Annotated in this window: 26 protein-coding genes and 1 tRNA gene; 26 read left to right on the forward strand and 1 reads right to left on the reverse strand. The window is 43.8% G+C overall.

Going from position 1 to position 23,244, the window contains the following annotated elements; genetic code table 11:
* Positions 1 to 55: 55 nt before the first annotated feature.
* A tRNA-Gly gene (locus GCWU000321_RS07530) sits at positions 56 to 129 on the reverse strand.
* Between the two features lie 284 nt (positions 130 to 413).
* Here GCWU000321_RS07530 and GCWU000321_RS07535 point away from each other — a divergent pair.
* The 26 genes from GCWU000321_RS07535 (at position 414) to GCWU000321_RS07660 (ending at position 23,149) form a co-directional block, all read left to right on the forward strand.
* Positions 414 to 1,091, forward strand: a complete 678-nt coding sequence (locus GCWU000321_RS07535) for a nucleoside recognition domain-containing protein (protein ID WP_007070592.1) — start codon at positions 414 to 416, stop codon at positions 1,089 to 1,091.
* Positions 1,081 to 1,569, forward strand: coding sequence for a YjiG family protein (locus GCWU000321_RS07540; protein WP_007070593.1), 489 nt, complete (start codon positions 1,081 to 1,083; stop codon positions 1,567 to 1,569). Before GCWU000321_RS07535 ends, GCWU000321_RS07540 begins: the two co-directional genes overlap by 11 nt.
* Before the next feature lie 30 nt (positions 1,570 to 1,599).
* Positions 1,600 to 2,694: an amidohydrolase gene (locus GCWU000321_RS07545; RefSeq protein ID WP_040381525.1), complete on the forward strand. Its 1,095-nt coding sequence runs from the start codon at positions 1,600 to 1,602 to the stop codon at positions 2,692 to 2,694.
* 288 nt (positions 2,695 to 2,982) lie between these two features.
* The gene (locus GCWU000321_RS07550; RefSeq protein ID WP_007070596.1) at positions 2,983 to 3,786 is read left to right on the forward strand and encodes a class I SAM-dependent methyltransferase; all 804 of its coding nucleotides are present in this window, start codon (positions 2,983 to 2,985) and stop codon (positions 3,784 to 3,786) included.
* A 223-nt stretch (positions 3,787 to 4,009) separates the two neighbouring features.
* The gene (locus GCWU000321_RS07555; protein ID WP_007070597.1) at positions 4,010 to 4,819 is read left to right on the forward strand and encodes a TMEM43 family protein; all 810 of its coding nucleotides are present in this window, start codon (positions 4,010 to 4,012) and stop codon (positions 4,817 to 4,819) included.
* An 86-nt stretch (positions 4,820 to 4,905) separates the two neighbouring features.
* The gene (locus tag GCWU000321_RS07560) at positions 4,906 to 5,292 is read left to right on the forward strand and encodes a hypothetical protein (protein ID WP_007070598.1); all 387 of its coding nucleotides are present in this window, start codon (positions 4,906 to 4,908) and stop codon (positions 5,290 to 5,292) included.
* Positions 5,293 to 5,354: 62 nt separating this feature from the next.
* Complete coding sequence (locus tag GCWU000321_RS07565; RefSeq protein WP_007070599.1) at positions 5,355 to 5,708, forward strand: hypothetical protein; 354 nt, start codon at positions 5,355 to 5,357, stop codon at positions 5,706 to 5,708.
* A 78-nt stretch (positions 5,709 to 5,786) separates the two neighbouring features.
* Positions 5,787 to 6,080, forward strand: a complete 294-nt coding sequence (locus GCWU000321_RS07570; RefSeq protein WP_007070600.1) for a hypothetical protein — start codon at positions 5,787 to 5,789, stop codon at positions 6,078 to 6,080.
* Positions 6,081 to 6,117: 37 nt separating this feature from the next.
* Complete coding sequence (locus GCWU000321_RS07575) at positions 6,118 to 6,501, forward strand: DUF7674 family protein (RefSeq protein ID WP_007070601.1); 384 nt, start codon at positions 6,118 to 6,120, stop codon at positions 6,499 to 6,501.
* Positions 6,502 to 6,698: 197 nt separating this feature from the next.
* The gene (locus GCWU000321_RS07580) at positions 6,699 to 8,048 is read left to right on the forward strand and encodes an FAD-dependent oxidoreductase (RefSeq protein WP_007070603.1); all 1,350 of its coding nucleotides are present in this window, start codon (positions 6,699 to 6,701) and stop codon (positions 8,046 to 8,048) included.
* 131 nt (positions 8,049 to 8,179) lie between these two features.
* Positions 8,180 to 8,431, forward strand: a complete 252-nt coding sequence (locus GCWU000321_RS07585) for a hypothetical protein (RefSeq protein WP_156777760.1) — start codon at positions 8,180 to 8,182, stop codon at positions 8,429 to 8,431.
* Between the two features lie 56 nt (positions 8,432 to 8,487).
* Positions 8,488 to 9,303 (forward strand): AzlC family ABC transporter permease, encoded by an 816-nt coding sequence (locus GCWU000321_RS07590; protein ID WP_244835097.1) that lies wholly within the window; start codon positions 8,488 to 8,490, stop codon positions 9,301 to 9,303.
* Positions 9,300 to 9,632 carry a branched-chain amino acid transporter permease gene (locus GCWU000321_RS07595; RefSeq protein WP_007070606.1) on the forward strand — a complete coding sequence of 111 codons (333 nt, stop codon included), beginning with the start codon at positions 9,300 to 9,302 and terminating at the stop codon, positions 9,630 to 9,632. Before GCWU000321_RS07590 ends, GCWU000321_RS07595 begins: the two co-directional genes overlap by 4 nt.
* 185 nt (positions 9,633 to 9,817) lie before the next feature.
* Positions 9,818 to 10,609: a HEAT repeat domain-containing protein gene (locus GCWU000321_RS07600; protein ID WP_040381528.1), complete on the forward strand. Its 792-nt coding sequence runs from the start codon at positions 9,818 to 9,820 to the stop codon at positions 10,607 to 10,609.
* 85 nt (positions 10,610 to 10,694) lie between these two features.
* Positions 10,695 to 10,820: a hypothetical protein gene (locus tag GCWU000321_RS09865; RefSeq protein WP_277352336.1), complete on the forward strand. Its 126-nt coding sequence runs from the start codon at positions 10,695 to 10,697 to the stop codon at positions 10,818 to 10,820.
* A 365-nt stretch (positions 10,821 to 11,185) separates the two neighbouring features.
* A complete protein-coding gene (locus GCWU000321_RS07605; protein WP_050754532.1) occupies positions 11,186 to 13,534 on the forward strand; it encodes a TonB-dependent receptor in 2,349 nt (782 codons plus the stop codon).
* 36 nt (positions 13,535 to 13,570) lie between these two features.
* The gene (locus GCWU000321_RS07610) at positions 13,571 to 15,130 is read left to right on the forward strand and encodes an ABC transporter substrate-binding protein (RefSeq protein ID WP_007070611.1); all 1,560 of its coding nucleotides are present in this window, start codon (positions 13,571 to 13,573) and stop codon (positions 15,128 to 15,130) included.
* A gap of 14 nt (positions 15,131 to 15,144) precedes the next feature.
* Positions 15,145 to 15,894 (forward strand): class I SAM-dependent methyltransferase, encoded by a 750-nt coding sequence (locus GCWU000321_RS07615; protein ID WP_007070612.1) that lies wholly within the window; start codon positions 15,145 to 15,147, stop codon positions 15,892 to 15,894.
* Positions 15,895 to 15,927: 33 nt separating this feature from the next.
* Positions 15,928 to 16,851 carry an ABC transporter permease gene (locus GCWU000321_RS07620; protein ID WP_007070613.1) on the forward strand — a complete coding sequence of 308 codons (924 nt, stop codon included), beginning with the start codon at positions 15,928 to 15,930 and terminating at the stop codon, positions 16,849 to 16,851.
* 1 nt (position 16,852) lies between these two features.
* The gene (locus GCWU000321_RS07625) at positions 16,853 to 17,689 is read left to right on the forward strand and encodes an ABC transporter permease (protein WP_007070614.1); all 837 of its coding nucleotides are present in this window, start codon (positions 16,853 to 16,855) and stop codon (positions 17,687 to 17,689) included.
* Entirely contained in the window at positions 17,689 to 18,489 is an 801-nt protein-coding gene (locus GCWU000321_RS07630; protein ID WP_007070615.1) for an ATP-binding cassette domain-containing protein, read from the forward strand. Before GCWU000321_RS07625 ends, GCWU000321_RS07630 begins: the two co-directional genes overlap by 1 nt.
* A 25-nt stretch (positions 18,490 to 18,514) precedes the next feature.
* Positions 18,515 to 19,363 (forward strand): ABC transporter ATP-binding protein, encoded by an 849-nt coding sequence (locus GCWU000321_RS07635; protein ID WP_007070616.1) that lies wholly within the window; start codon positions 18,515 to 18,517, stop codon positions 19,361 to 19,363.
* Positions 19,364 to 19,562: 199 nt separating this feature from the next.
* A complete protein-coding gene (locus GCWU000321_RS07640) occupies positions 19,563 to 20,291 on the forward strand; it encodes a DUF1266 domain-containing protein (protein WP_040381531.1) in 729 nt (242 codons plus the stop codon).
* Between the two features lie 12 nt (positions 20,292 to 20,303).
* Positions 20,304 to 20,840, forward strand: a complete 537-nt coding sequence (locus GCWU000321_RS07645) for a hypothetical protein (RefSeq protein ID WP_007070618.1) — start codon at positions 20,304 to 20,306, stop codon at positions 20,838 to 20,840.
* A gap of 299 nt (positions 20,841 to 21,139) precedes the next feature.
* Positions 21,140 to 22,096 carry a lactate/malate family dehydrogenase gene (locus GCWU000321_RS07655; protein WP_007070621.1) on the forward strand — a complete coding sequence of 319 codons (957 nt, stop codon included), beginning with the start codon at positions 21,140 to 21,142 and terminating at the stop codon, positions 22,094 to 22,096.
* 165 nt (positions 22,097 to 22,261) lie between these two features.
* Positions 22,262 to 23,149 carry a LysR family transcriptional regulator gene (locus GCWU000321_RS07660; RefSeq protein WP_007070622.1) on the forward strand — a complete coding sequence of 296 codons (888 nt, stop codon included), beginning with the start codon at positions 22,262 to 22,264 and terminating at the stop codon, positions 23,147 to 23,149.
* The last annotated feature ends 95 nt before the right edge of the window (positions 23,150 to 23,244 follow it).

Here is a 23,244-nt window from a genome sequence, read left to right on the forward strand (position 1 = left end):
GGAGACGCGTTTTTGTGTTTCTTCAAAGAAAAAAGCTTCGCAAAGGGAGCCGGTTTGGAGCGGATGATGGGAATCGAACCCACGTATTTAGCTTGGGAAGCTAATGTTCTACCATTGAACTACACCCGCATATAAAATTGTACTTTACTATTGTAGATGATTTTATCGAATAAATCAAGATTTGCAGGAAAGAAAACCGGGCAAGGGGGAAGAACGGACTTTTTGGAGCGTTCCTGTGATTTACGTGGACATGTGAAAGATGATTGTTTATAATATCTTTTAACCATTAAAAGGTTATTTGTTTTTCTTTCGTCGGTACAGAGATAGGAGGTCAATGGAGCATAGCAGAACGGAAGGAATGTTTAGTTTGTTGTATTGTGTTTTGATGCAGTGGAGTGTTAGGAGGATTATTTATGGAAGAAGAACAGAAAAAAGTAAGCGGGGCTGCCGCATTGCCCAAGGTGGGATGGAAAGGAATGCTTGCTTTGGCTTTCGGTATCCTTTTCTTTGCCGGGGTTTTTGCCACAGTACAGGGGGCGGAATGGCTCAAAGCATTTGATTACAGTACGCTCATCGGTAAATTCGGTACGATGAAAGATCCGGCGAAAGCAACTTTTGTCGGTATGGGCGGGGTAAGCGCAAGAGGAGGATTTATTTTCGCGCTGTCACTCATTCCTTCCGTTATGCTGGCCATCGGTGTTGTAGACGTGCTGGATCATTATGGCGCTCTTTCCGCGGCGCAGAAACTGATGACGCCGCTCTTTAAACCGCTGATGGATGTACCCGGCCTCGTCGGACTGGCTTTGATTACCGATCTGCAGAGTACCGATGCCGGCGCGGCTCTCACCAAAGAATTATATGATGACGGCCTTATTGATAAAAGAGAACAGACCATCATTGCAGCGTGGCAGTATTCCGGCGCTGGGACGATCAGTAATTACTTTGCTATCGCAGGTGCGCTTTTCGGATTTATCCTCTGCCCGATCATTGTCCCTGTTATCATCATTATGGTCATGAAATTTGTCGGTGCCATGATTTGCCGCTTTGCTCTTGATACTATTTATAAAGGAGATTTCAAAAATGACAACTGAAACGAGACCGGTACAAATAAAGCCTAATATTTTTGATATCTTCATCGGCGGCGCCAGAAAAGGCTGGAATCTGGCTACACAGAACCTTGTACCGAATATTTTGATGGCCTATGTCATCGCCTATATTTTAAATATTCTCGGTGTTATGGATTTCCTTGGATACTGGCTGGGGCCCATCATGGGTATCTTCGGCCTGCCGGGACAGTCTTTCGTTATTCTTCTGACCACCTGGCTGTCCTGTTCTGCAGGGGTAGGTGTGGCAGCTTCTCTCTATGCGTCGGGCATCATCAATGGGGAACATGTGACGATTCTCATGCCTGCGCTGATCCTGATGGCTTCCCAGATCCAGTACATGGGCCGGCTCCTCGGCCTTGCCGATGTACCGAAAAAATATTGGCCCCTGCTTATGGTGATCAGTATTTTCAATGCATTCATTGGTATGTTTATCATGAAACTGCTTATGCCGTTCTTTAATTGATTGTCTTACGCAAGAGAAAAGGAGGAAATCATGGCAGATGTATTTACCCATTTTAACTATCTTCATACTATTCCTGAAATAGGGATGAAAGAATTTAAAACTTCCGCTTATGTGGCGGATGTGCTGAAACAGCTCGGTTATGAAGTGGAAACACAGGTCGGCGGGGCGACAGGCGTCGTCGCGGTCTGTGACAGCGGTAAACCGGGACCTGTTCTCGGCCTTCGCGCGGACATGGATGCTCTTGGGACGAAAGACGGCGGCGCCGCCCACCTTTGCGGGCATGACGGACACATGGCCATGCTTCTTGCGGCGGCGGAGGAAATCATGAAAGAGAAGCTGGTCAGGAAAGGGAAACTGAAACTTCTTTTCCAGCCGGCGGAGGAAACGAGTGAAGGCGCTCTTTCCATGCTGAAAGGCGGTGCTGTTGACGATATTGAAATCCTCATCGGCATGCATGGTCGTCCCATCCAGGAGTGCCGTGTGGGAGAAGCGGCTCCCGCTTTGTATTACAGCGCTGCGACCCACGTGAAAATCGACATCACAGGCGTGCAGAGCCATGGGGCCCGCCCCTATCTCGGCACCAGCGCGCTTGACGCGGCATGCCTTGTTGTACAGTCAGCCAACGCTCTCCGCTTTAATTCCAATGTGGTGTACAATCTGAAAGCGACACAGATCCATGCGGACGCAGGTGTGGCAAATGCGGTTCCCGGTACGGCGACGATCACGTTCGACCTCCGCAGCCGGGATAATGATGTGATGGAACTAATGATTCAAAAACTGCGGGGTGCGGCGGAAAATGCAGCCGCTTCCATTGGCGCCAAAGCGGACTTCACCATCCTGCACCAGACACCAGCGTCCATTATCACACCGGAAATCACGGAAATCATCGGGGAAGTGATTACATCCGAACTTGGCGAAAAAGCCTGCATTCCGCCAATCGTCACCGCAGGAGGAGAAGACTTCTTCTGGTACCCGAAAATGAAACCGGAATTGAAAACGGGATTCATCGCATTGGGCGAAGATGCGGAACCGGGACTTCATGATCCCGCCATGCACTTCAACCATGACGCCCTTCCCTATGGCGTAAAAATTCATAAAGGCCTCGTGAAGAAATTCCTTGGCTGACGGATTTCCAATATAAAAGACCCGTGCTGTATCTATCTGCAGATATGGCGCGGGCCTTTTATATTGCTGCCGAAAGGGTTGTATTCGCAGAATGCCTAAGCCGGTTTCTTTTTTTATGTGCTGCCATACCATGTTTTCTCCGGAAGAGGAAGATGGAAGTGCTATAAGAGGAATAACAGGAAAATGTGCGGGCCGCGTATTCCATGCAGCATCTGCCTGCGGTTTAACAGGACGGAAGGATGGGGTATAATGAGTTAAATGATATATGTTATCAATTGAGGAGGGATTATGAAAATTGATTTAAGCGGCGTTTCTGAAACGCTTCTGGTTACGTTGTATATGCGTGCCAAGGATGCGAAAAGCAACCATCCTTTTCTGAATGACCGGAAAGCGGCGGAAATAATCAGCTGTATGGATTACGATTTTTCCGCTTTTGACCGGGTATGGATGTCATATTATGGAGTATTGGCACGGGCAAAGCTGATGGACCGTGAGGTAAGGCGGTTTATGGCGGATAACCCGGGATGTGTGGTGGTATCTGTGGGCTGCGGGCTGGATACCCGGTTTGACCGCGTAGATGACGGGCAGGTGCGTTGGTATGATTTGGATGTGCCGGAGGTGATCGATCTGAGACAGCAGTTCCTTGCGGAATCGGAGCGTGTAACCTGTATTTCCGGGTCGGCGTTTGATCCGTCATGGACGGAAAAAGTGGAACGCGAGGGCCGCAGGCTGCTTATCCTTTCAGAAGGCGTGATGATGTACTGGGATGAAGCGGAAGTACAAAAATTCCTTTCGATTCTGTCAGAAGGGTTCGATGAGCTGGAGGCGCATTTCGACCTTCTGTATAAAGGACTCGTGCACCGGTCGTCCCGCCATGACGTATTGAAACGTATGCAGGCGGAGTTTAAATGGGGTGTGACGGACGGCAGCGAAGTGGTACGGCTGGCGCCGGCATGGAAACAGCTGGACTGTATCAATTTCACTGATGAGATGAGGCATATGCTGCCGGGGTGGAAAAAGCTGCTTGTTCCTTTTTTCTATCTCACCAATAACCGTCTGGGAAAGTATGCGTACAGGAAGTATACGGACTGATTTTGTAAAAGAGACTTCATTCCGGTGTGTATCCTCTATTGTGCAAACAGCAGGAGGGGAGCGATAGAATACACAATGATGGGATAAAAGAAAAGGGTTCAGGTATAAATTTTTCTTTAAAATATGCATTCTGTCGAATTAGAAAAACCGTTGGTTTTGATATACAATAAAGAAAAGTATTCTGCATTTATTTCTTATTTTTGGATCTGAGGAGGTGTTCTTTATGAACAAATGGGTAAGTGTTGTTTTATGTATCTGCGGTCTTGGCTTGGGTGGTATGATGCTGACCGGTGATTCCGACGGCGGACGGGTGCTCATTGAAAATGCGCCTTATATCACGGACGGGAAGATCAATCCCGATCATGAGGGCAAGGTGGTCATTGTTGCGGGAAAACTGAAGACGGAAAAGCCGGCAGTAGATGAAGAACTGGGTATTTCCTTTGATTCTCCCATAATCAGGAGGAATGTGCATGTGATGGTGGAGAAGGGAAGCGGAAGTGACATAAAGAGAAGCTGGGAAAGCATGGCAGGCTCCAATATCGCCCGAATGTATAAGAGCGCCCCGCCTGTCATCACCTTTTACGGCGTGGTGAAAGCAGGCGATTTTATTCTGGATAAGACACTCCTGAAAAAATTTGCCGCCGGTGTGAACGTAAATTCGCTTCCCCGGACAGTTTCCTATAAAGGAACTCCTCTTTACCATGAAACAGAATCCGGGATCCACTATCTTACGAATCGGGAACAAAACCTGGTCTTCCCCCATCTGGACGGTGATTACAGAATCTCCTATACGAAGTCTTCTTTAGAAGAGAACCAGGAGAAAACTTTGGTGGGAATTCAAAAAGGGAACAAGCTTCTGGGTGAAGGAACGGTGAACGGTATCGAATTTTTCGGACAGGAGTGGAATGGTATTCTGACCAGGGAGAAAATTTTAAAGAATAATGACAATTTTGATTTCATTCTTACCGTTTTAGGCTATGCGCTTTCTGTGGCGCTTATCGCAGGCGGTATATATTCTTTTAAAAAATCTTAAGTAAAAAGGAACCTTAGTGGGAAAGCTGCCCGGTATTTCATTTTTAACAGAGTGATATATTCGTTTTGGAAAGGACGGGTGCGGCTATGCTGCTTATGGGTGTGAAAGAAGAAAATGGATGGCTTTGTTCTCAATGGAATCTGACTTATGGGACAGGCTGGACAGAAATTACTAAAGCGGTGAAAACGGCGTATCCCTATTATGAGAATGTGGAAGTCCTGGTAGACAACAGAAAAGTTGATCTGCGGTCGGCGGAAGATGTGCTGTGTCTGGAAGAGGGCGGGAATATGGTTATCCGGGGGACTTCTACAGTCATCAAAGTGCCGATGATGGTCAAGTTTTATAACCAGCTGCAGAGAGTGGACGTGTGGGTGGCGTGTGCCACGGATGAATTTAAAGAAGCGGATTATAAATCTTTCAACTTGTCTATGGGGCAGTATATGGACAGTATGGAACTTGCCATGTATTGCTGATTGGCGGGGCGCCGCAATGATGGGAAGGCAGATTTCCTTCCGTCTGTCTGAAAGGAGAATGTATGGACAGCGGCATGTATACGGAAAGGGAAGTGCAATGCCTGAAAGAAGGTATGGGTGCAGTCCGGTCGGTGTTGTCGGGGACGGATACGGAAGCGAAACGGCGCCTGCTTTTTTATCTTGACTGGTATATGGATCCCTATTACAAGCAGGATATTTCAGGCATAAAAAAAGATTTAAAGGAAATGCTGGAAAAAGTCGCGGTGTCTCCTGAAGAAGAGGATATCATTGATGAAGCCCTGCATCTCCTGGAAGGATATACGGATCCGCCATATCCGATACTGGCGGCGTACTGGGGGAACTTAAGTGGAAAACATAAACCGAAAGCGCTTTATCTGCTGCAGGGGGCAGGATAGAGAGCTTTCGGCAAAACAGGAAAAAGAGCAGAAATCAGACATGGAAAGCATGAAGCAGTATTTCTGCTGTATCCTGATATGGGGGAAGGCGCCGCAGTCGAGCTGTATAAGGCGTATTATGACAAGGGAGCATCTGCAGGGAAAAGAATCTGTGAGGACGCGCTTGCCGCTAAGGCGACGGCAGGAACGGAGGTTTCACCTGTCGGAATTATTGGGTATTATTATCCTGCAACGGTGTATGTGGCGGAGAACGGAATGCTGTATTGCGTCCATGAGTATGAATCTGATGTTCGTGTATTTGCAGATGTTGAAGAAATTCTTGCCTATGAATTGCAGGTGCACAGGCCGATACGGATAGAAAGGCGCCGCTGATGCAGGCCGATGGTTTTGTAAAAGTGGGGAGTCCGGCATGGATAAAGAAGAGTTTTGCAGTGCCTATGTAGCATGGTTTCCTGAAAATGAAGAAAGATACAGGGAGCATAAAAGAGAATTTCCCCATATTCTGCTCCATGTATTTTCTGTATTTGCTGTAAATATCCCTATGGCAGAGGCTTATGAGGGAAAAGACCGCGCCGGGTTTGAAAAATTTTGTTCTTTCGTTGAATATGCGTGGAGAAAAGCGGATGATGAAGTGCTGAATGTACTTGATACCACCGTGCTGGAGGGGATATCTGAAAATCTGCCGATGTGGACTGCTTTCGGGAACTGCATTCATGAAGATTTCCGGACTTACATCAATACCGTCCTGATCAGGCAGAATGTCATGATGTCTGATGTGCCGCCGCTTTGTTAATCGGCCCGATAAGGATGGAATATACTGCGGGAAGACAGTAAGGAATCCTGCTTATGTACACATCTGCGGGTTTCTTTCCGCTGCATTCTTCTAATGATTTGCAAAATAGGATAAAATAAAGAATAATAGATCAAATCCCGATCAGGGGAAGATGTATTATTTAAATATTTAAACAGGTAAGACAGAAAGGAATATATATGGATCAGAAATTTGATACGATTGTCATCGGTTTCGGCAAGGCGGGAAAGACGCTGGCGGCGAAACTGGCAAAGCAGGGTGAAAAAGTAGCGCTGATTGAAAAGGATGCCCGTATGTACGGCGGTACATGCATCAATGTGGGCTGCATTCCCTCCAAGCGTCTGGTGCTGGAGGCGGAGCGGGCGCCTGCCCATGATTTTGAAGTGCAGAGTGAGTATTATCATGTGGCGGTGCAGGAGAAAAAGAAACTGACAACAGCACTCCGTATGGCCAATTATAATAAGCTTATTGATGCCGGTGTGCAGGTCATCAACGGCACGGCTTCTTTCCTTGACGGAAAAACGATCGGGGTAAAAGGCGCGCACGGTACGATGCAGACGCTTTCCGCATCCAAATTGATTATCAATACCGGCGGGCGTCCGATAATTCCTGCTGTACCCGGTGTGGAAAATAACCGTTTGGTGTTCACGTCTGAAACCATGATGGAGAATGAAACACTGCCCCGCCGGTTGACGATTATCGGCGGCGGATATATAGGACTGGAATTTGCTTCCATGTATGCCCGTTTCGGAAGCAAAGTGACGATCCTCCAGAACGGTTCTGTATTTCTGCCGAAAGAAGACCGGGATATGGCGGAAGCGGTTGAAAATGTATTGAAATCTTATGGCGTGTCCGTCATTACGGGAGCCGGTCTGAAGGAAATCAAAGAAGGGACGGCGGTTTATACAAAGAACGGAGAGGAAGATACGCTGGACGGCGATGCCATTCTTCTCGCCACGGGACGCGGGCCGAATACGGAAGGTCTTCATGCGGAACGGGCCGGTGTGGAATTGACAAAGCGGGGCGCCGTCGTTACCGATAAGCATCTGCGGACAACCGCGGAAAATATCTGGGCGGCCGGCGATGTGTGCGGCAATCTGCAGTTCACCTATATTTCTCTGGATGACAGCCGCATTATTCTTTCCGATATGCAGGGTGATGGAAGCCGTACGACAGAGAACCGCGGTGCTTTCGCTTACTCTGTCTTCATGGAGCCGTCTTTTTCCCGTGCAGGCCTGTCGGAGAAAGAAGCGGCGGATAAAGGGCTGAATTACCGTGTGGTGCGGATGAATACCGATATGATTCCGAAAGCGAAAGTTCTCCGCAAGACGGCGGGGATGCTGAAGGCAGTCATTGATAAAGACAGTGGGAAGATTCTCGGCGCGGCATTGTTCTGTCCCGAATCTTACGAGATCATCAATATGGTGAAGTTAGCGATGGATCATGATTTGGATTACACGGTGCTCCGTGATTTTATCTACACGCATCCCACCATGTCCGAAGGGCTGAATGATTTATTTGCCTTATAAAAACGATAACGGCTGGCAGAAACCGGAAAACGAGAAGGCGGATGAATCTATCCGGAGTCTGGAAAAAGTCTGACAATAAGGACAGCATATCTTATTTATGAGATGTGCTGTTTTTTTACTCAATGGAGTATGTGATAAGAAAACAGATATCAGAAGACAGAGAACAGAGAACAGATAACAGAGAACAGATAACAGAAACCAGAGAACAGAAATCAGAAGACAGAGAACAGACATCAGAAGACAGGTATCAGAAAGCAGATATCAGAGAACAGACGCCAGAAACCAAAACACAGAGAACAGATATCAGAAGACAGAAAACAGAAATCAGAAATCAGAAATCAGATATCGAGGCTGTGGGCTGTCATCTGCCTGAGAGTGAGTGATCCACGGCTGCCCGCAGTTTTTTTATTTCCCCATACGGGAGCGTTCCGGAATATGCTTGGGAATAATCCTTTATGTGTTTTCTGCCCATGCATTGAAAGATGAAATGAAAGCTGATAGTATATGTGTACTGTTTATGTCGGAAGAGGGGATAGGATTGGAGCAGAAACGGGAAAGCGGGGCATGGAAGGCTTTTCAGGAAGCGTTTCCTTACACGGTTCCTATTTTCGCAGGATTCTGGTTCGTAGCGTTTTCTTATGGGATTTATATGCATTCCATGGGGTTCGGCTTTCTTTATCCTGCCCTTATGGCGGCATTCATTTTCGGCGGTTCACTGGAGTTCGTCGTAGTGACAATGCTTATGAGTCCGTTTGCCCCGCTGGATGCCTTTGTTATGGCGCTGATGGTGCAGTCCCGCCATTTATTTTACGGTATTTCCATGCTCGAGAAATATGAAAACATGGGGTGGAAGAAACCGTTTCTCATGTTTTGGATGTGCGATGAAACATTTGCTTTGAATTACACAGCCACAGTGCCGCGTGATGTGGATCGGGGCTGGTTCATGCTCTGGGTATCCTTCCTGAATTATTTCTATTGGGTCAGCGGCGCTACGGTAGGCGGACTTTTGGGATCGCTGGCAGCATTTGATACGAAGGGGCTCAGTTTTGTGATGACTGCGCTTTTTGTTGTTATTTTTCTGGAACAGTTTTTACGGGAGAAAAAACATTATACCGCAATGATCGGCGGCGTGTCGGCAGTGGGGTGTCTGGCTGTTTTCGGCGCGGAGTCGTTTATACTTCCGGCCATGGGTCTGATCCTGGCGGCGATTACGCTTTTGCGGAAGCCGATTGAGAAAGCAGGGGGATTTTTATGACGGAAATGCCTTTATATGAACAGGTTCTCACGATTGCTGTCTGTGTCCTGGCAACGATGGCAACACGGATGGTTCCTTTTTTTCTTTTCCGGCCCGGGAAAACTCTGCCCGCTTATATCCAATACCTTGGGAAGGCGCTGCCCTCGGCGGTATTTGCCCTTCTTGTGGTGTATTCGCTGAAGGACATTCATTTCTTTTCGGGAAATCATGGTGTACCGGAGGCGCTGTCTCTTGCGGTGACGGTCGCGGTTCATGTGTGGAAGAGAAATATGCTTCTTTCCATGGCGGCAGGTACGGCATGCTGCATGGCGCTGACAAGGGTTTTATAGAAAGCGGTAAATATGGAAAACCGGGGAAATATTTCCTCGGCTTTTTGAATCTCTTCCTTTGGAACTTATTCATTTGTACGCCTGCGATGATTTGCTTTATAATCATGGGGAGGCAGCCATAAATGCTTTGAGAGTTTAAAATTCCAAGAAGCATGAAAACAGCAATGAACAAGGAGATAAAAGCAATGTTCGGTTCAACGGATAAGATATTACAGGCGCTTGAGGCGGAACAAATCCGCCGCCTGAACCTTACAAAAGAAGATTTACAAAAATCATACCGTAAATTGGCGGAACAGAATTTTCCTGACGATCAAAGAATCCGATTTATTGCTGATTTAGGAGCCTGCAAAGATGCGGCATATCATTATCGGCTTATTTGTAAAGACTGGGAAGAAGATAAAAAGCTGCATTTAGAAAGCAGCTTTGATCAACACGGAAGAGAAGGCCTTGCGTTTTTATTTGAACAGCTGGATACAGTCAGGGATGAAAAGTTAAAGATATTGACCGCGTTTCTCATAGCGGGAACTCTTTCCAAGTTGAAGCATAGAGATTTTTATGTATCATTCTGCAATCGGCTTATTCCTGTTCTTGTTTCACTTATTGATACAAATGAAAATATTCTTCGCCGTAAAATTATCATCGCTTTTGGGTGGATAGGCTCATCAAAAGAAATTGATATCTTAACAAGACAAATATCCAGGGATAAAGATGCCCTTTGCCGGGCATGGTCTGCAGCAAGTCTTATGCAGATGTCATTTCATAGAGTGGAACGGGAAATGCTGCGGACGAAAACAAAAGAAGTATTTGCGCAAGCCATTGCAGAAGAGAAAGACTTATATGCCTGCGGAATGATGATAGAAGCAGCGCAAACATTGTTCAGCAAAAAATGGATATCTTCAACTGTTGTAGAAAATATGGAGCCTGAAAAGATAGAAAAAGCAAGACAGTCTGCCATCAGGTTTTTGAGCAAGTGTTAGATAAAAAATATAGAAATGCAGGAAACAGTCAATCAAAAATAATGGTTTACTGTTTTTTGCTGTTCAAAAGTAGAAAGGGTGTCAAATGAAGAATACCAATAAATCAAAACGGTACCTGATAAACGCTTCGTACGGCGCATGTGCGGAAGCGGAACAGTTTTTCCTGACGGCGGGGACAGCATACTGCATGGCGCTGACGTGTCTATTGTAGAAACCGGCAGCAAGGGCGGGAAGGATGTTTTATCCGATACGGATCTCTATGCGGCTGCAGTGCGAGGAACCGGAGGATTGATAAGGATAATGGGGTGAAGTTAAGAATACATAATGGTACTCAGGTCAATTTCAGAACAATGATGAGTAGATTAAAAGTCTTTCTGATAGATAAGTACAGAAAGGCTTCTTATGTGAAAAGATAAAATATCTATTTATAAGATTTTATTTATGAAATATAAGAAGAAACGAGAGGATATATGCATATATTGACAAGAATAATAGAAAAGGATAATAATTAAATAAAAATGAGGATATAGTTCAAAAATAATACAAAGTAAATTAATGATTTTAAAAGAGAGGGTTATGGAAATGAATAGGAATTTGATTAGAACAAGTTTGTTAATGATTTTTATGAGTATTCCGGTAGGGTATTCAAATGTTGTATTTGCCGAGGCTCCGGTATATTCTTTGGATCCGGTATATGTTGTCGGAGCGCATAAAGTTTTGGATTCAGACAAATTCGGGAATATTATTACAGAGCAATCTTACTATAGAACGGGCGGAGATGTGGAAGTGGTAAACAGGAAAGAAATAGAAGATCATCATTATAATTCTATTTCAGAAGCGATTAAGTCTATACCCGGCGTGACATTCTCCAATCCAGGATACCGGGCGAACTGGTATGGATATGCAGCCTATTGCAATGCATTTTCTATCAATGGAGATACCCGTGTTGTGGTTCTTGTTGATGGGCGGCGTGTAGATAATCCGGCGACGGAATTGTTTGGTGACAGCTCCGTATCGGCAAGTAAGGGCATGACAGATCTTGATCAGGTTACAAATATAGAAAACGTGGAAAAGGTGGAGGTTATTAAAGGACCGGGCGCATCTGTATATGGAGCAGATGCTACCGGCGGTGTAATTAACATCATTACCAGAAAAGGAACAAAAGTGACTCGTGGAGCAATTGAACTTGCTACAGGATCGTGGAAGCATCATCTGTATAATATGAGCTTGTCCGGCCCCATAGGAAATAAATATTCATACTTTGTTTCTGCAAATCGGGAAATGTCCGGTGATTCGTATTTTTACGACAGAATGACTGGTGCGAATCATAAGTATTACAATACTCATTATAAGGAAGAAGGGATAAGTGCGAGATTTGACGGGGAATTTGATGATGACCACAGCTTGAGAGTATGGTTCAATCATAACAATGGCAAGGACGGTTGCCCCAATGATGCTATTGATTACAGGTACTGGAATGAAACGGATTGGAATCGGATTATAGATAATGCTCAAAATAATGGAAAGTTAGGAGATACGGATAATCCCGGATATCGCAATGTGTATGCGATTGACTCCATGTTCGGCAGCTATACTGCGTATAATAAAAATGATTTGGATATTACGTATACATTTAAAAGAGATCATGGCTTAGAAAACTTTGTCCGCGTGTATAACCAGGATCATCATTACCAGGTCTTTGATAAGTATAAATGGACCTATCCCGATGGGACTACTTTGGCGCCCTGGCCGGGAAATTATGATAAGTTTAAAGAATTCATGGATCTTTGGGGCGGTCCGATCTCAAAAGAACATATTAATACATACCATGTGGAAAAGAATAAAGGGATAGAATTACAATTGGCCAGACAGATAAAAAATAATGATATCATTTTTGGCTTGACGTATGATAGAGGGGAAAATAATGATTATAAAAAGAACTATAAAACCGGAGAAGTGAAGGTTGGAAAGACGCAAAGAGATACACTTGTCGGTTATATACAGGATAAGATCCGTTTGAGTGATAAATTTGAAATAACTCCGGCTGTCCGCATGTCGCATTATGGAAATTATAGTGCTCATATTTATAAAAGAGATTGGTCAAATGGGACAATTTATCCGGTCGATTATGATGATACAGGACGCAGAACACAGTTTACCCCCAGTTTGTCAATGCAGTATCTATTTACGCCCCGTTTAGCGGGCTATTTCAGCTGGACCAATATTTACAGGCCTATTAAGCAGCAGGATTTATTTGAAGCAGATATATTGGATGACAAACCGTTAAAGGATGAAAAAGGGAATGTGTATACGATCGGCCTGCGGAGCAGAATCGGTTCAAATACCACTTTGGGCATTCATTATGCGATTACCAAAATGAGTAATTCTGTTACTAAATATTCTGTATACAGCAAGAAAAAATCTGACTATGTAACGAAAGCGATCAATGCCAGGGAAGATAAAAAATCATTTAATGTTGTCTTAAATCATAAATTGGGAGACCATTGGTTTTTAGGGGCTTCCTATACTTACCTATATGATAAATTTAAGGGGAAAGACGGGGTAATCCTGGACCCGGATATCTCATGGGATGGCAATCAGTCAGCCAATATAGACGCCATGATTAACCATCTCCGCCCGATAAATTATTATGCAATGAATGTGACTTATCAATGCGGGAAATGGAACAGCAGTTTGCTGTTGAATTTATTCAGCGGCTGTGACAAGGATGCGTTTACAAATAATAATTACATTGTTGCAGATTTGTCTGTCAATTATAAAATAAATACCAATAAATCCGTGTACCTTAAAGTTAATAATTTAACAAATGAAGGCTATGAGAATATGTACTATAAATATGATGGAAAAGGTGCTAAACCTCAGCCGGGCAGAAGCTTTATGTTGGGGTTCAGATATGGATTCTAATTATTTAAATAGGAAGTGAATATTATAGGAGGGCTGATGAAGAATATCATAATTCTTGAACTTTTATTGGCCTTCCTTATTTTATTGCTGGGAGAATCTCTTTTTGATATAAGAAAGGAAGAGTTTCAGGGGGAAACATTAAAAATCGCCTACACGAAAGATATAGGAGACGTAGATCCTTTTGATTCCGGCTCTCCGATGTTTGTCCAGGATTGGGTATATGAGGGACTGGTCGGAATGCAAAATGGAAAGGCTGTTCCTAAATTGGCAGAGTCATGGGAAATTACCGATGATGGTAAAAATTATATTTTTCATTTACGGAAAGATGTCTTTTTTTCAAATGGGAAACCGCTTACTTCGCAAATTGTGAAAGAAAATATATCTGAATTAATTGCTAAAAGAGAGCAGTATGGATTTTTAGATATGTTGAAAAAGATAAGTAAAATCGAAACACCTGATGCGCATACAGTTATCTTTCGATTGGATGAAGTATGCAGCAGTTTGCTGAATGAATTATCTTTTACTCGTCCGTTGACGATTCATTTTTCCGAATCCGGCAAAGAGGGAAATGAGGTCTTTTATGGGACGGGCAGATGGATACTGAGAAAGAATATAAGAAATCAATATGCCCTGTTTGAAAGAAATGAAAATTATTGGGGAGAAAAGCCTAAGTTCAAATATGTCAAAGTTTCTATCATACCGGAAGTATCAACGATAGAGAATGCTCTTCGTTCCGGTGATGCGGATATGTATGTGGATCAGGATGGAGCGCTCAGTTTTGAAGAAGCATTTAATTTACAGCAGGAGGGGTTTTCTGTAGGAATAACCCCTTTGTCCCAGATTGTTTTAATCGCCTTGAATACGGAGAAAATACGTGAAATACCAATCCGTAAAGCATTGGCGTTGGGAACGGACAAAAGAGGGGTGATACAGTTTTTGGCAGAAGGGAAATTGAAAGAGGCGCATTATTATTGGACGGAGAATTTACCGGAAATGCCGCCTGGTTTGCCATATTACAGCTTTGATAGAAAACAGGCGGATGAAATACTGGATAAGCAGTACCACCGTGGTACGGGTCCTTACCGGGAAAAAGACGGAGTCCGTTTACAACTTTCTTTGGGGTATCCTGCAGGAAATCATAATCAGAGGAATTTGGCCCTTATACTGAAAGATATGTACGCTAAAATCGGAATTGATCTTATTCCTGATGAAGATGATTTTTCGGTGTATTTAAATAAGTTTCGGGACGGGAAGTATGATATGGTTTTATATACAACTTGGGGGAATGCCTATGAGCCTTATTCCACTCTTACAGAGATGAGGACAGACGGTTCGGGGTTTAATATGTTTCAACGTGGTGCAGATGACAAGGAAACTTTATTTAAAGCAATGAAAGAGATGGATTCCAGCCCTGAAAGAGAATCTGTTTTGAGATATATGGAATATATCAATGGCAGTTTTTATAGAAATGTCCTATTTATTCCGCTTTATCATGACTATATTATTCATGTCTGCAGAAATGATATAAGCGGCTTTGTACCGCAGGAGGATGCTAAAGACCGAATAGATATTACACATGTGTTTCGACAATATTAAAGGAGGAATGTCAGGTGCTGAATGATGAAATAAAAGATTATTGGGAAGGCGAGTCTTATGTTTATAGCGATATCATAAAAAAATCGCTTGATGATGAGGGGAAAAACGCATGGGCAGATTTAGTGCTGGGAAATGCCCCCAAAAAAGAAAAGCTGGAAATCCTTGATGTGGGAACCGGTCCCGGTTTTTTCCCTGTATTATTAGGGGAAAAAGGACATCATGTAACCGGTATCGACATTACGGAAAATATGATCCGGCGGGCTGCAGAAAATATATCCGCAGCCGGGGTTAAGGCGGATTTAGCTGTTATGGATTGCCAGAATATACAATATCATGATGAGAGCTTTGATCTTGTGGTCTGCAGAGACTTAACATGGACACTTGCGGATCCCGTTAAGGCTTATAAGGAATGGACAAGGGTGTTGCGGAAAGGGGGCGTCCTTCTTGTATTTGATGCCTGCTGGTATTTACATCTTTTTGATGAGAAACGTATGAAAGTGTTTGAAGAATATAACAACAACCTGCGTAAAAAATATGGACATGGTATATTTGACGGACATAAAAATACAAAAAAATGCGATGAACTTTCTAAAAAGCTATTTATGAGTGATAAGCATCGGCCTTACTGGGATATGGAATTCTTAATTTCTTTAGGGTATCGCCGTGTATTTGCAGAACCCAGAATCGATGAACTTGTACGAGATGAAAAGGCCCAAGAATTTTATAAGTTGTTTCCGGAATTTCTTGTGGGCGGAATTAAATAATATCGATAGCAAAGAGATGGGGAGGAGGAAATATTGAAAAGATTTATAGTCAATTATTTGAAAGACTCATTGATTCTGATTGCGGCTGCATCCTTGATATCCTTTTTCCTGATCCGCTTTATGCCGGGGGATCCGGCTGCTACATACCTCAGTTCAAGAGGAATTCCTGTTACGCCGGAATCATTGCATGCAGTTGCTGAAGAATTGAAATTGTATGATCCGGTTTACATGCAGTATATTTATTGGCTTAAAAACGTGATCCGTCTGGATTTAGGGTATTCATATCTGACGAAGGCACCAGTTGCAGTTGAACTTTTTCGAGCATTTAAATATACGCTTCTGTTGGCATTAAGCTCTATGTCAATGGGAATCATTTTTTGTCTTCTTGCAGGCTGTTATGCAGGGACACATCCTGACAGTCGGTCTGATTATTCCATTCGTTTCTGCGTATTGACGTTAAATTCCGTCCCTTCCTTTATTATCGGTTTTTTACTGATCAGTGTATTTTCAGTGTACCTGCATATATTTCCTGTGCAAGGGGCGTCTTCGTTCCTGCACTTGTTCCTGCCTTCTTTAACTATGGCATTGGGCTATGTTGCGGTGTATACGAAACTTTTACGAAACAGTATTATTGATGTTTCGCAAAAACCGTTTGTTGTGTTCGCGTATACCCGTGGTTTAAAAAAATGGGAAATTTTTTGGAAGCATATATTTATGAACGCAATATCACCTGTCGTGACTATGGCAGGACTTGAATTCGGAGGAGTTATTGCAGGTTCTCTTGTCATAGAGAATGTTTTTGCCTGGCCGGGACTTGGGCGTTTAGTAATTATTGCGATACATGGAAGGGATTACCCTGTGATACAGGGATATATTCTGCTGACAATGACAGGATTTATCATATGCAATTTTATTGCAGAGACAGTTTGTATGAGGGTGAGAAGAAGGTGGGGATGAAATGGGAAATATCCGTTTTGGTTTGCATCGGGAATATCCGCCTTTTTTAATATGTTTTTTATGGGTAATCGTATTCTTTTATTTTCTTGTGGCGATATTTGAACCGTTTTTTTTAATGCATGACCCTAATGCTGTCGACTATACAATGAAATTTGCACAGCCGTCGATCCAATATCCGTTTGGCTGTGACCAATTGGGGCGGTGTGTATATTCCCGTATCATACAAGGGGCAAGAATAAGCATCGGTTATGCGGTGCTGGTTGTGTTTATATCATGTATATGGGGAACCTTTTTAGGGATTATTTCGAGTTATTACGGCGGAAAGGTGGATCGGTTGATTGACCATGTATGTAATTTATTCAGGGCATTTCCGGAAATTATTGTTATTTTGATTTTGGCAGGATTGGGCGGAAAGAATATATTTTTTATTTGTGCAGGGATGATGATCATGCATTGGGTAATATATACCCGTGTGGTAAGAGAATTAACTGCCGACGGAAAAATGAAGAATATGGTTTATGCGGCACGTATGGCAGGGAATAAGACACCCCGGATATGGATAAAATACATATTCCCTATTGCCGCACCGGCTGTTTTATCTATGCTGGCTCTGGATTTTGCAGGGTCGCTGCTGGCCATGTCAGGATACTCTTTTCTTGGGCTCGGGGTTCAGCCGCCTCAGGCCGACTGGGGAACATTAATCGGAGAAGCGCAGGCCGTATTTATTTCCTATCCGAGACTTATCTTTTTTCCAAGTATCTCTATCTTGGGAATCAGTCTTAGCGTCAATATGATTGGGGATTGGATCCAGCAAAGATATCAAGCAGGGGAAATGTAATGGGGAATAATTTATTGGAATTGACGGGGGTATCTGCCGAGTTTCAGAGGAAAAGGATTATAGACACAATCAATTTGGCAGTGCCCAAAAGGAGTCGTGTGTCTATAATTGGTACAAGCGGCTGCGGGAAATCCACTCTGTTAAAACTGATAGCAGGTCTTTTGCGGGCACCTGCATGGCAAGTCACAGGACAAGCAGCTATCGAAGGAAAATGTTTTAATGCGGGAGATTCTGCTACGTTGCTGACAAACTGTGGACGGCAATATGCATTTATCGCCCAGGATTCGTTAAGCATATTTGATCCGCGGTTAAAAATTAAAGAACATTTTCTTGAAATCAGCAGATTAAGGGATGGGGAAAAAGAAGAGTTTTTGCTGCAAGTGATGTCGTTGTTAAGAAACTTATTGATTACGGATCCGGAAAGAGTACTTGAAAGTTACAGGAATGAATTAAGCGGAGGCACATTACAGAGGATATCCATAGCTATGGGGCTTATCCATAAACCAAAGTTATTGATAGCAGATGAGCCTACATCAGCAATTGACAGGTATTCAAGAGCACAATTGATTTCTGTATTGAAAAAAGTGTATCGTGACACAAATTTAAGTATGCTCATCGTGTCGCATGATATAGATTTCGTTAAAGAAATTTCGGATATTACTTATGTGATGAAGCAAGGGAAGTTTATTGATAAAATTAACACAAAAGAGTTGGGTAATGAAGACAATGATCTGTATACACGATCGTTCCTTCGAGCTTGTAACAGGTGGAAAAAAGAACGTTTATACGAAGGATCCTGATTATCTTATTTAAAGGAGTATCTTTGTGCCGAATATACTTGAATTGAAAAATATTCATCAAACGTATAAAAATGAAGAAGGAGTCAACAGGCCTGTTTTGGATGATGTAGATTTCATGCTGCAGGAAGGAACCTGTCGTGCGATTTTAGGAATGAGCGGCTGCGGGAAAACTACACTTTGTAGGATTATGGCAGGCATTGAAAAGCCGTCAGGCGGACTGGTTCGGTATAAAGGGGAAAAGATTAATTGGAAAAGTATTTCGAGGAATAAGATTCAAATGGTTTTTCAAAACAGTCTGGATGCGGTGCCTGAGTATATGACATCCTATGAGATACTGAAAGAGCCGCTTAAAAACTTTTTTAAATGCAGCAAAGAGGAAATCTGGAGTAAGATAGTAGAGATGTTGAAGGCTGTGGGCCTGTCGGAGGAATATACAGGATTGTATCCGCGGCAGTTAAGCGGCGGAGAACTCCAGCGGATATGCATATTACGTGCATTAATGGCAGAACCGGAAATCCTTATACTGGATGAGTCCCTAAGCGGGCTTGATATTTTTACTGAAAATAAGCTTTTAAATTATCTTTCGGATATAAAAGTAAAAAAACATTTATCTATTATATTTATATCTCACAGTATAGAATCTGCATATTATATTGCAGATGGAATTACGGTAATGGATAAGGGAAGGATTATTGAAGAGATTGATGATATTTCCTTGTTTTCAGAGTTGTGCCACCCTTTTACAAGTCGATTGATGCATGGGCTGCCTATATCGGCATCAGCTACGCAGGATTATAATTTTTATCTGGAAAGATTTAAAAAGGGTGATACGAGGTTAGTAACGGTAAAACCGGGACATCGGATTGAATTATAAATAGAATATATCCTGATAACAGTAGGCTTTTGTAACCATCCATATTATTTGAGAAGCGGATGGCTTTGTTTTTTTGCAAAGTTTACGGCCGCAATGCGGGGAACCGGAGGATTGATAAGGATAATGAGGTAAAGTATAATAAACGGGAATGCTTTACGGGTGTGGAGTATTATCTTTACATGTAAGGAGGAACGCAGGGTTGTCTTTTTTTTCGAAATTATTGAAAATAATAAGCCATAAGAAATATCAAAAAAATCCGTTAGGAAAGAAACTTTCTCCTTTGCAGCAGTCTGTTTTGAATATAGGTGCTGTGAATGCGGAGCAGACCATGTTTTACTGTGATTCATTGGAAACCGGCTCTGAGAAAGAGGAAATTAGAAATAGTTTAGCGGCTTACTATGATATTATTGATGAAGAAAGCGCTTTGCATACGCTGGAATGGCTGCTGGAACGAGGACACCGCGTATACTTTGATGCAATTAAGTTGTTTTCTGCCGGCATATCGCCGTCTATTACCGATGAAATCCTGACACCGGATGAACGACTCGACACACCCCGCTATATGAAAAATATGAAGGAGATGATAGAATCCCTGATAGAAAAAGGATATATCAGTTCCCAGGCGGATTTACAGAATCAATCTGTTCTTGCGTGGGACATGGGGCGGCTGGTGCTGATAGCGCGCTGCTGCTTTGAATGCGGATATATTACGGAAGAAAAAGCATGGTATTATATGGAAGAAGCACATAAGAAGTGCTGCGCAGTGTATGGCGACTGGAAAGAATTTGCGGCGGGATATGTGATCGGCAGGTGCATGTGGGGCGGTATGAAGCAGATGCCCGGCGGAATCATGGGAATCGCAGAAGGACTGCTCCGCGATCCGGAAAGTCCCTGGCAAAAAGCACGGTTGCATGTATTTGAAATGTAAAGGAGAGTATTTATGGGTATGGAAATAGCATTGATACCGGCAGCTATGTTTATCGTGGGTATAGGCATGATGATTTACATGAAGAAAAAGAGGGACAGCCTGGCGCCGGGATATGCACAGCAGGAAATGAAGAGGTTCGTGAAAGAAATGGTGCCGCAGCTGTCTGAGGAAGAATTTCATGTGATTGACTGCCCCTGGAATGCGGAGCATCATTTTGTTATCGCTTATACGGACGAAAGTATTTTCTTTATCCCCGCCCTTCCCAATCCTATGACGATGAAAATTATGAAGTACAGCGGGGAACGTGGAGCCGGACTGGGCAGTCTGGTTAGCCATACTATTCTTGGCAGTGATTCGGCGGACGGTGTGGAAATGGTGCCGGCCAGTGCCGTTTCCGGTGTGGAGATTGATGAAGGTGCAAGAAGGGTTCGTATTGCTGTCGGAGACGAAGTGAAAAAGTATCACTTCAAGGAGAAGGATTGTTTTGGAGGAGACCACGCGGAAGCGCTCCGTGATTTCTTCCGCTTCCTGCGCGGCATAAGAGGGTGATCCTGATATAAAAGGGAATGCCTGTAAAAGGACCGGATTTCATAACAGGGGAGTCCGATCCTTTTTGTATGCTCCTTTCAGCTTGCCGGGGGATGATCGGATGTTCACGGCTGCGGCCGGAAATGATTGTCCGCATGAAAAAATTTCTTCAACAGCGTTTTTCTATTGTTCAGAGAGCTTGAAATGTGTTATCATACGCAATAAGCTATTAGGGACAGATCTTTTCCAAGGCGGAAGAGAAGTTCTTTTTCTGATTCGTCCGTCGGGACGGTTCATGTGGAAGGAATGGAGGGAGCATTATGGCGATTAAGAAGAGAATGGTAGGAATTGTCGGCGTAGGACATGTAGGTGCCCATGTAGCGTTTAATTTGGGGATGATGGGGATTGCCGATGAAGTGCTTCTCTGTGATTTGGAAGAAAGTAAAGTGACAAGCGAGGTACAGGATCTGAATGATGCGGTCATGTACATGCCGAATCATGTTGTCTACAAGGCGTCCGATTATGCGGGACTGAAGGACTGCGACGTCATCGTGAATGCTGTAGGCGATATCACGCTTTGTGCTTCCGGCAGCCGCGACGGGGAATTGGAAAACAGTGTGAAACAGGTGGCCGATTATGTCCCGAAGGTCATGGCCGGAGGATTCCACGGACTTTTTGTAAGTATCACGAATCCCTGTGATGTGGTGGCGAATCTGATTGCCCGTAAGAGCGGCCTGCCGAAGGGGCATGTCATGGGTACGGGGACGCTTCTTGATTCTTCCCGTCTGATTCACGCGATATCGGAACAAACGGGCCTTGATTCCCGCGGCTTTACGGCGTTCATGCTTGGAGAACACGGAAATTCCCAGATTGTTCCCTGGTCGCAGATAGCTTTTTACGGCAAGCCTCTGTCGGAAATGGAAAGTGATCCGAAGTTCCGGTTTGATAAAGAGGAAGTACAGGAACGCACTATTAAAGGCGGATGGGTGACTTATTCCGGCAAGCAGTGTACGGAGTACGGCATTGCTTCGGCGGGAGCGACTTTGGTCCGCACGATTCTTCATGATGAAAAGCGTATTCTTCCCTGCTCGGCTCCGCTGGACGGCGAATACGGCGAGTCCGGTATTTTCTGCGGCGTGCCGGCTGTTATTGGCGCGAACGGCGTGGAAAAGGTGATAGAATATAATCTGACGGAAGAGGAGCTGGCCCGCTTCAAGGCGTGCTGTGCGACAATCCGCGCGAATATCGCCAAGGGTGACGCAATCCTCGGTGAATAAGGAAATAAAGGTATGAAGAAAGCCGCTGCTACAAGAAAAAATTGAGTGGCGGTTTTTGTGTTTTTATCCGAGGCGGTGTGGGTGGGGGAAGAGAATCAACGGTTTCTTAGATGAGGTATACTTAATATATGAGAATATTTTGGAATAGCTTTGTAAAGGATAAAAATGGAACTGAAAAATCTGTATATCTTCCGTGCGATTGTCAAAGAGGGTGGATTTACACAGGCGGCGAGGAAACTTAATTATACGCAGTCAACGATTACCTTCCATGTGGGGCAGCTGGAACGGGAACTTAAGGTTCGGCTATTTGAAAAAATCGGACGCAGAATGATTCTTACTAAAGCGGGTGAGCAGCTGGTGCCTTATGTGGAAGATGTTTTTCAAGCGCTTGGCAAGATGGAGGGCTTTCAGAATGAAGTCAGTCATTATACGGGGCGTCTGCGAATCGGCGCACCGGAGTCGTTGCTTTGTTTTTCTCTTCCGCCGTTTCTCAAGGTGTTCCAGCAGAAGGCTCCTAAAACATCGCTCCTTCTCACTTCAATGAACAGCCAATCTGTCATAGAGGCGCTGAAAGAAGATAAAATCGATATAGGTGTTCTTTATACGGAAAAGCATGAGGATGAAGATCATATTATTTTTGAGCCTGTAGGACGGCATCGGCTTATTATGGCGGCATCCCGTCGGATGAAGAAAGAAATCGAACGGGCAAGGGGATCGCGGGGAAAGGATATCGGCGTGACTCGTATCGTGCAGCCACAGAGAGGCAGTTTGCGGAAAAAGTTTGATGAATACTGCCGCCAAAGGGGAATTCCTGAAGGGAATACGATTGAGCTTAGGAGTACCCAGACAATTATTAACTTGGTAAAAAATGATATGGGACTGTGTTTTCTACCGAATTTCGTCTTGCAGGAAGAATTGGACAAAGGTGTTTTGGAAGAAATAGCAGTGCCTGGAGAGCCGATTTGTATTTCTTCCGCAGTAGCGTATTATAAAAATAAATGGATTAGCCCTGCGATGGAGCTTTTCATTTATATGATGAAAAATAAAGAGTGAAGGATAAAAAAACTGTCGTTGGTGTGCGGCAGTTTTTATTTTGACAAAATTGAAGAATAACTTCATTAGCTTTTAATTGAATGAGTATTTATTTG

It is taken from the genome of Dialister invisus DSM 15470, from assembly GCF_000160055.1.
GTDB classification, from domain to species: domain Bacteria; phylum Bacillota; class Negativicutes; order Veillonellales; family Dialisteraceae; genus Dialister; species Dialister invisus.

Excerpts from the sequence above, each read along its gene's own strand:
- GCWU000321_RS07645 (WP_007070618.1), top strand. The coding sequence starts at position 20,304 with ATGGGTATGGAAATAGCATTGATACCGGCAGCTATGTTTATCGTGGGT.
- GCWU000321_RS07660 (WP_007070622.1), top strand. The coding sequence starts at position 22,262 with ATGGAACTGAAAAATCTGTATATCTTCCGTGCGATTGTCAAAGAGGGT.
- GCWU000321_RS07625 (WP_007070614.1), top strand. The coding sequence starts at position 16,853 with ATGGGAAATATCCGTTTTGGTTTGCATCGGGAATATCCGCCTTTTTTA.
- GCWU000321_RS07560 (WP_007070598.1), top strand. The coding sequence starts at position 4,906 with ATGCTGCTTATGGGTGTGAAAGAAGAAAATGGATGGCTTTGTTCTCAA.
- GCWU000321_RS09865 (WP_277352336.1), top strand. The coding sequence starts at position 10,695 with ATGAAGAATACCAATAAATCAAAACGGTACCTGATAAACGCTTCGTAC.
- GCWU000321_RS07575 (WP_007070601.1), top strand. The coding sequence starts at position 6,118 with ATGGATAAAGAAGAGTTTTGCAGTGCCTATGTAGCATGGTTTCCTGAA.
- GCWU000321_RS07630 (WP_007070615.1), top strand. The coding sequence starts at position 17,689 with ATGGGGAATAATTTATTGGAATTGACGGGGGTATCTGCCGAGTTTCAG.
- GCWU000321_RS07610 (WP_007070611.1), top strand. The coding sequence starts at position 13,571 with ATGAAGAATATCATAATTCTTGAACTTTTATTGGCCTTCCTTATTTTA.
- GCWU000321_RS07570 (WP_007070600.1), top strand. The coding sequence starts at position 5,787 with ATGGGGGAAGGCGCCGCAGTCGAGCTGTATAAGGCGTATTATGACAAG.
- GCWU000321_RS07555 (WP_007070597.1), top strand. The coding sequence starts at position 4,010 with ATGAACAAATGGGTAAGTGTTGTTTTATGTATCTGCGGTCTTGGCTTG.
- GCWU000321_RS07600 (WP_040381528.1), top strand. The coding sequence starts at position 9,818 with ATGTTCGGTTCAACGGATAAGATATTACAGGCGCTTGAGGCGGAACAA.
- GCWU000321_RS07580 (WP_007070603.1), top strand. The coding sequence starts at position 6,699 with ATGGATCAGAAATTTGATACGATTGTCATCGGTTTCGGCAAGGCGGGA.
- GCWU000321_RS07595 (WP_007070606.1), top strand. The coding sequence starts at position 9,300 with ATGACGGAAATGCCTTTATATGAACAGGTTCTCACGATTGCTGTCTGT.
- GCWU000321_RS07540 (WP_007070593.1), top strand. The coding sequence starts at position 1,081 with ATGACAACTGAAACGAGACCGGTACAAATAAAGCCTAATATTTTTGAT.
- GCWU000321_RS07550 (WP_007070596.1), top strand. The coding sequence starts at position 2,983 with ATGAAAATTGATTTAAGCGGCGTTTCTGAAACGCTTCTGGTTACGTTG.
- GCWU000321_RS07545 (WP_040381525.1), top strand. The coding sequence starts at position 1,600 with ATGGCAGATGTATTTACCCATTTTAACTATCTTCATACTATTCCTGAA.
- GCWU000321_RS07535 (WP_007070592.1), top strand. The coding sequence starts at position 414 with ATGGAAGAAGAACAGAAAAAAGTAAGCGGGGCTGCCGCATTGCCCAAG.
- GCWU000321_RS07565 (WP_007070599.1), top strand. The coding sequence starts at position 5,355 with ATGGACAGCGGCATGTATACGGAAAGGGAAGTGCAATGCCTGAAAGAA.
- GCWU000321_RS07655 (WP_007070621.1), top strand. The coding sequence starts at position 21,140 with ATGGCGATTAAGAAGAGAATGGTAGGAATTGTCGGCGTAGGACATGTA.
- GCWU000321_RS07605 (WP_050754532.1), top strand. The coding sequence starts at position 11,186 with ATGGAAATGAATAGGAATTTGATTAGAACAAGTTTGTTAATGATTTTT.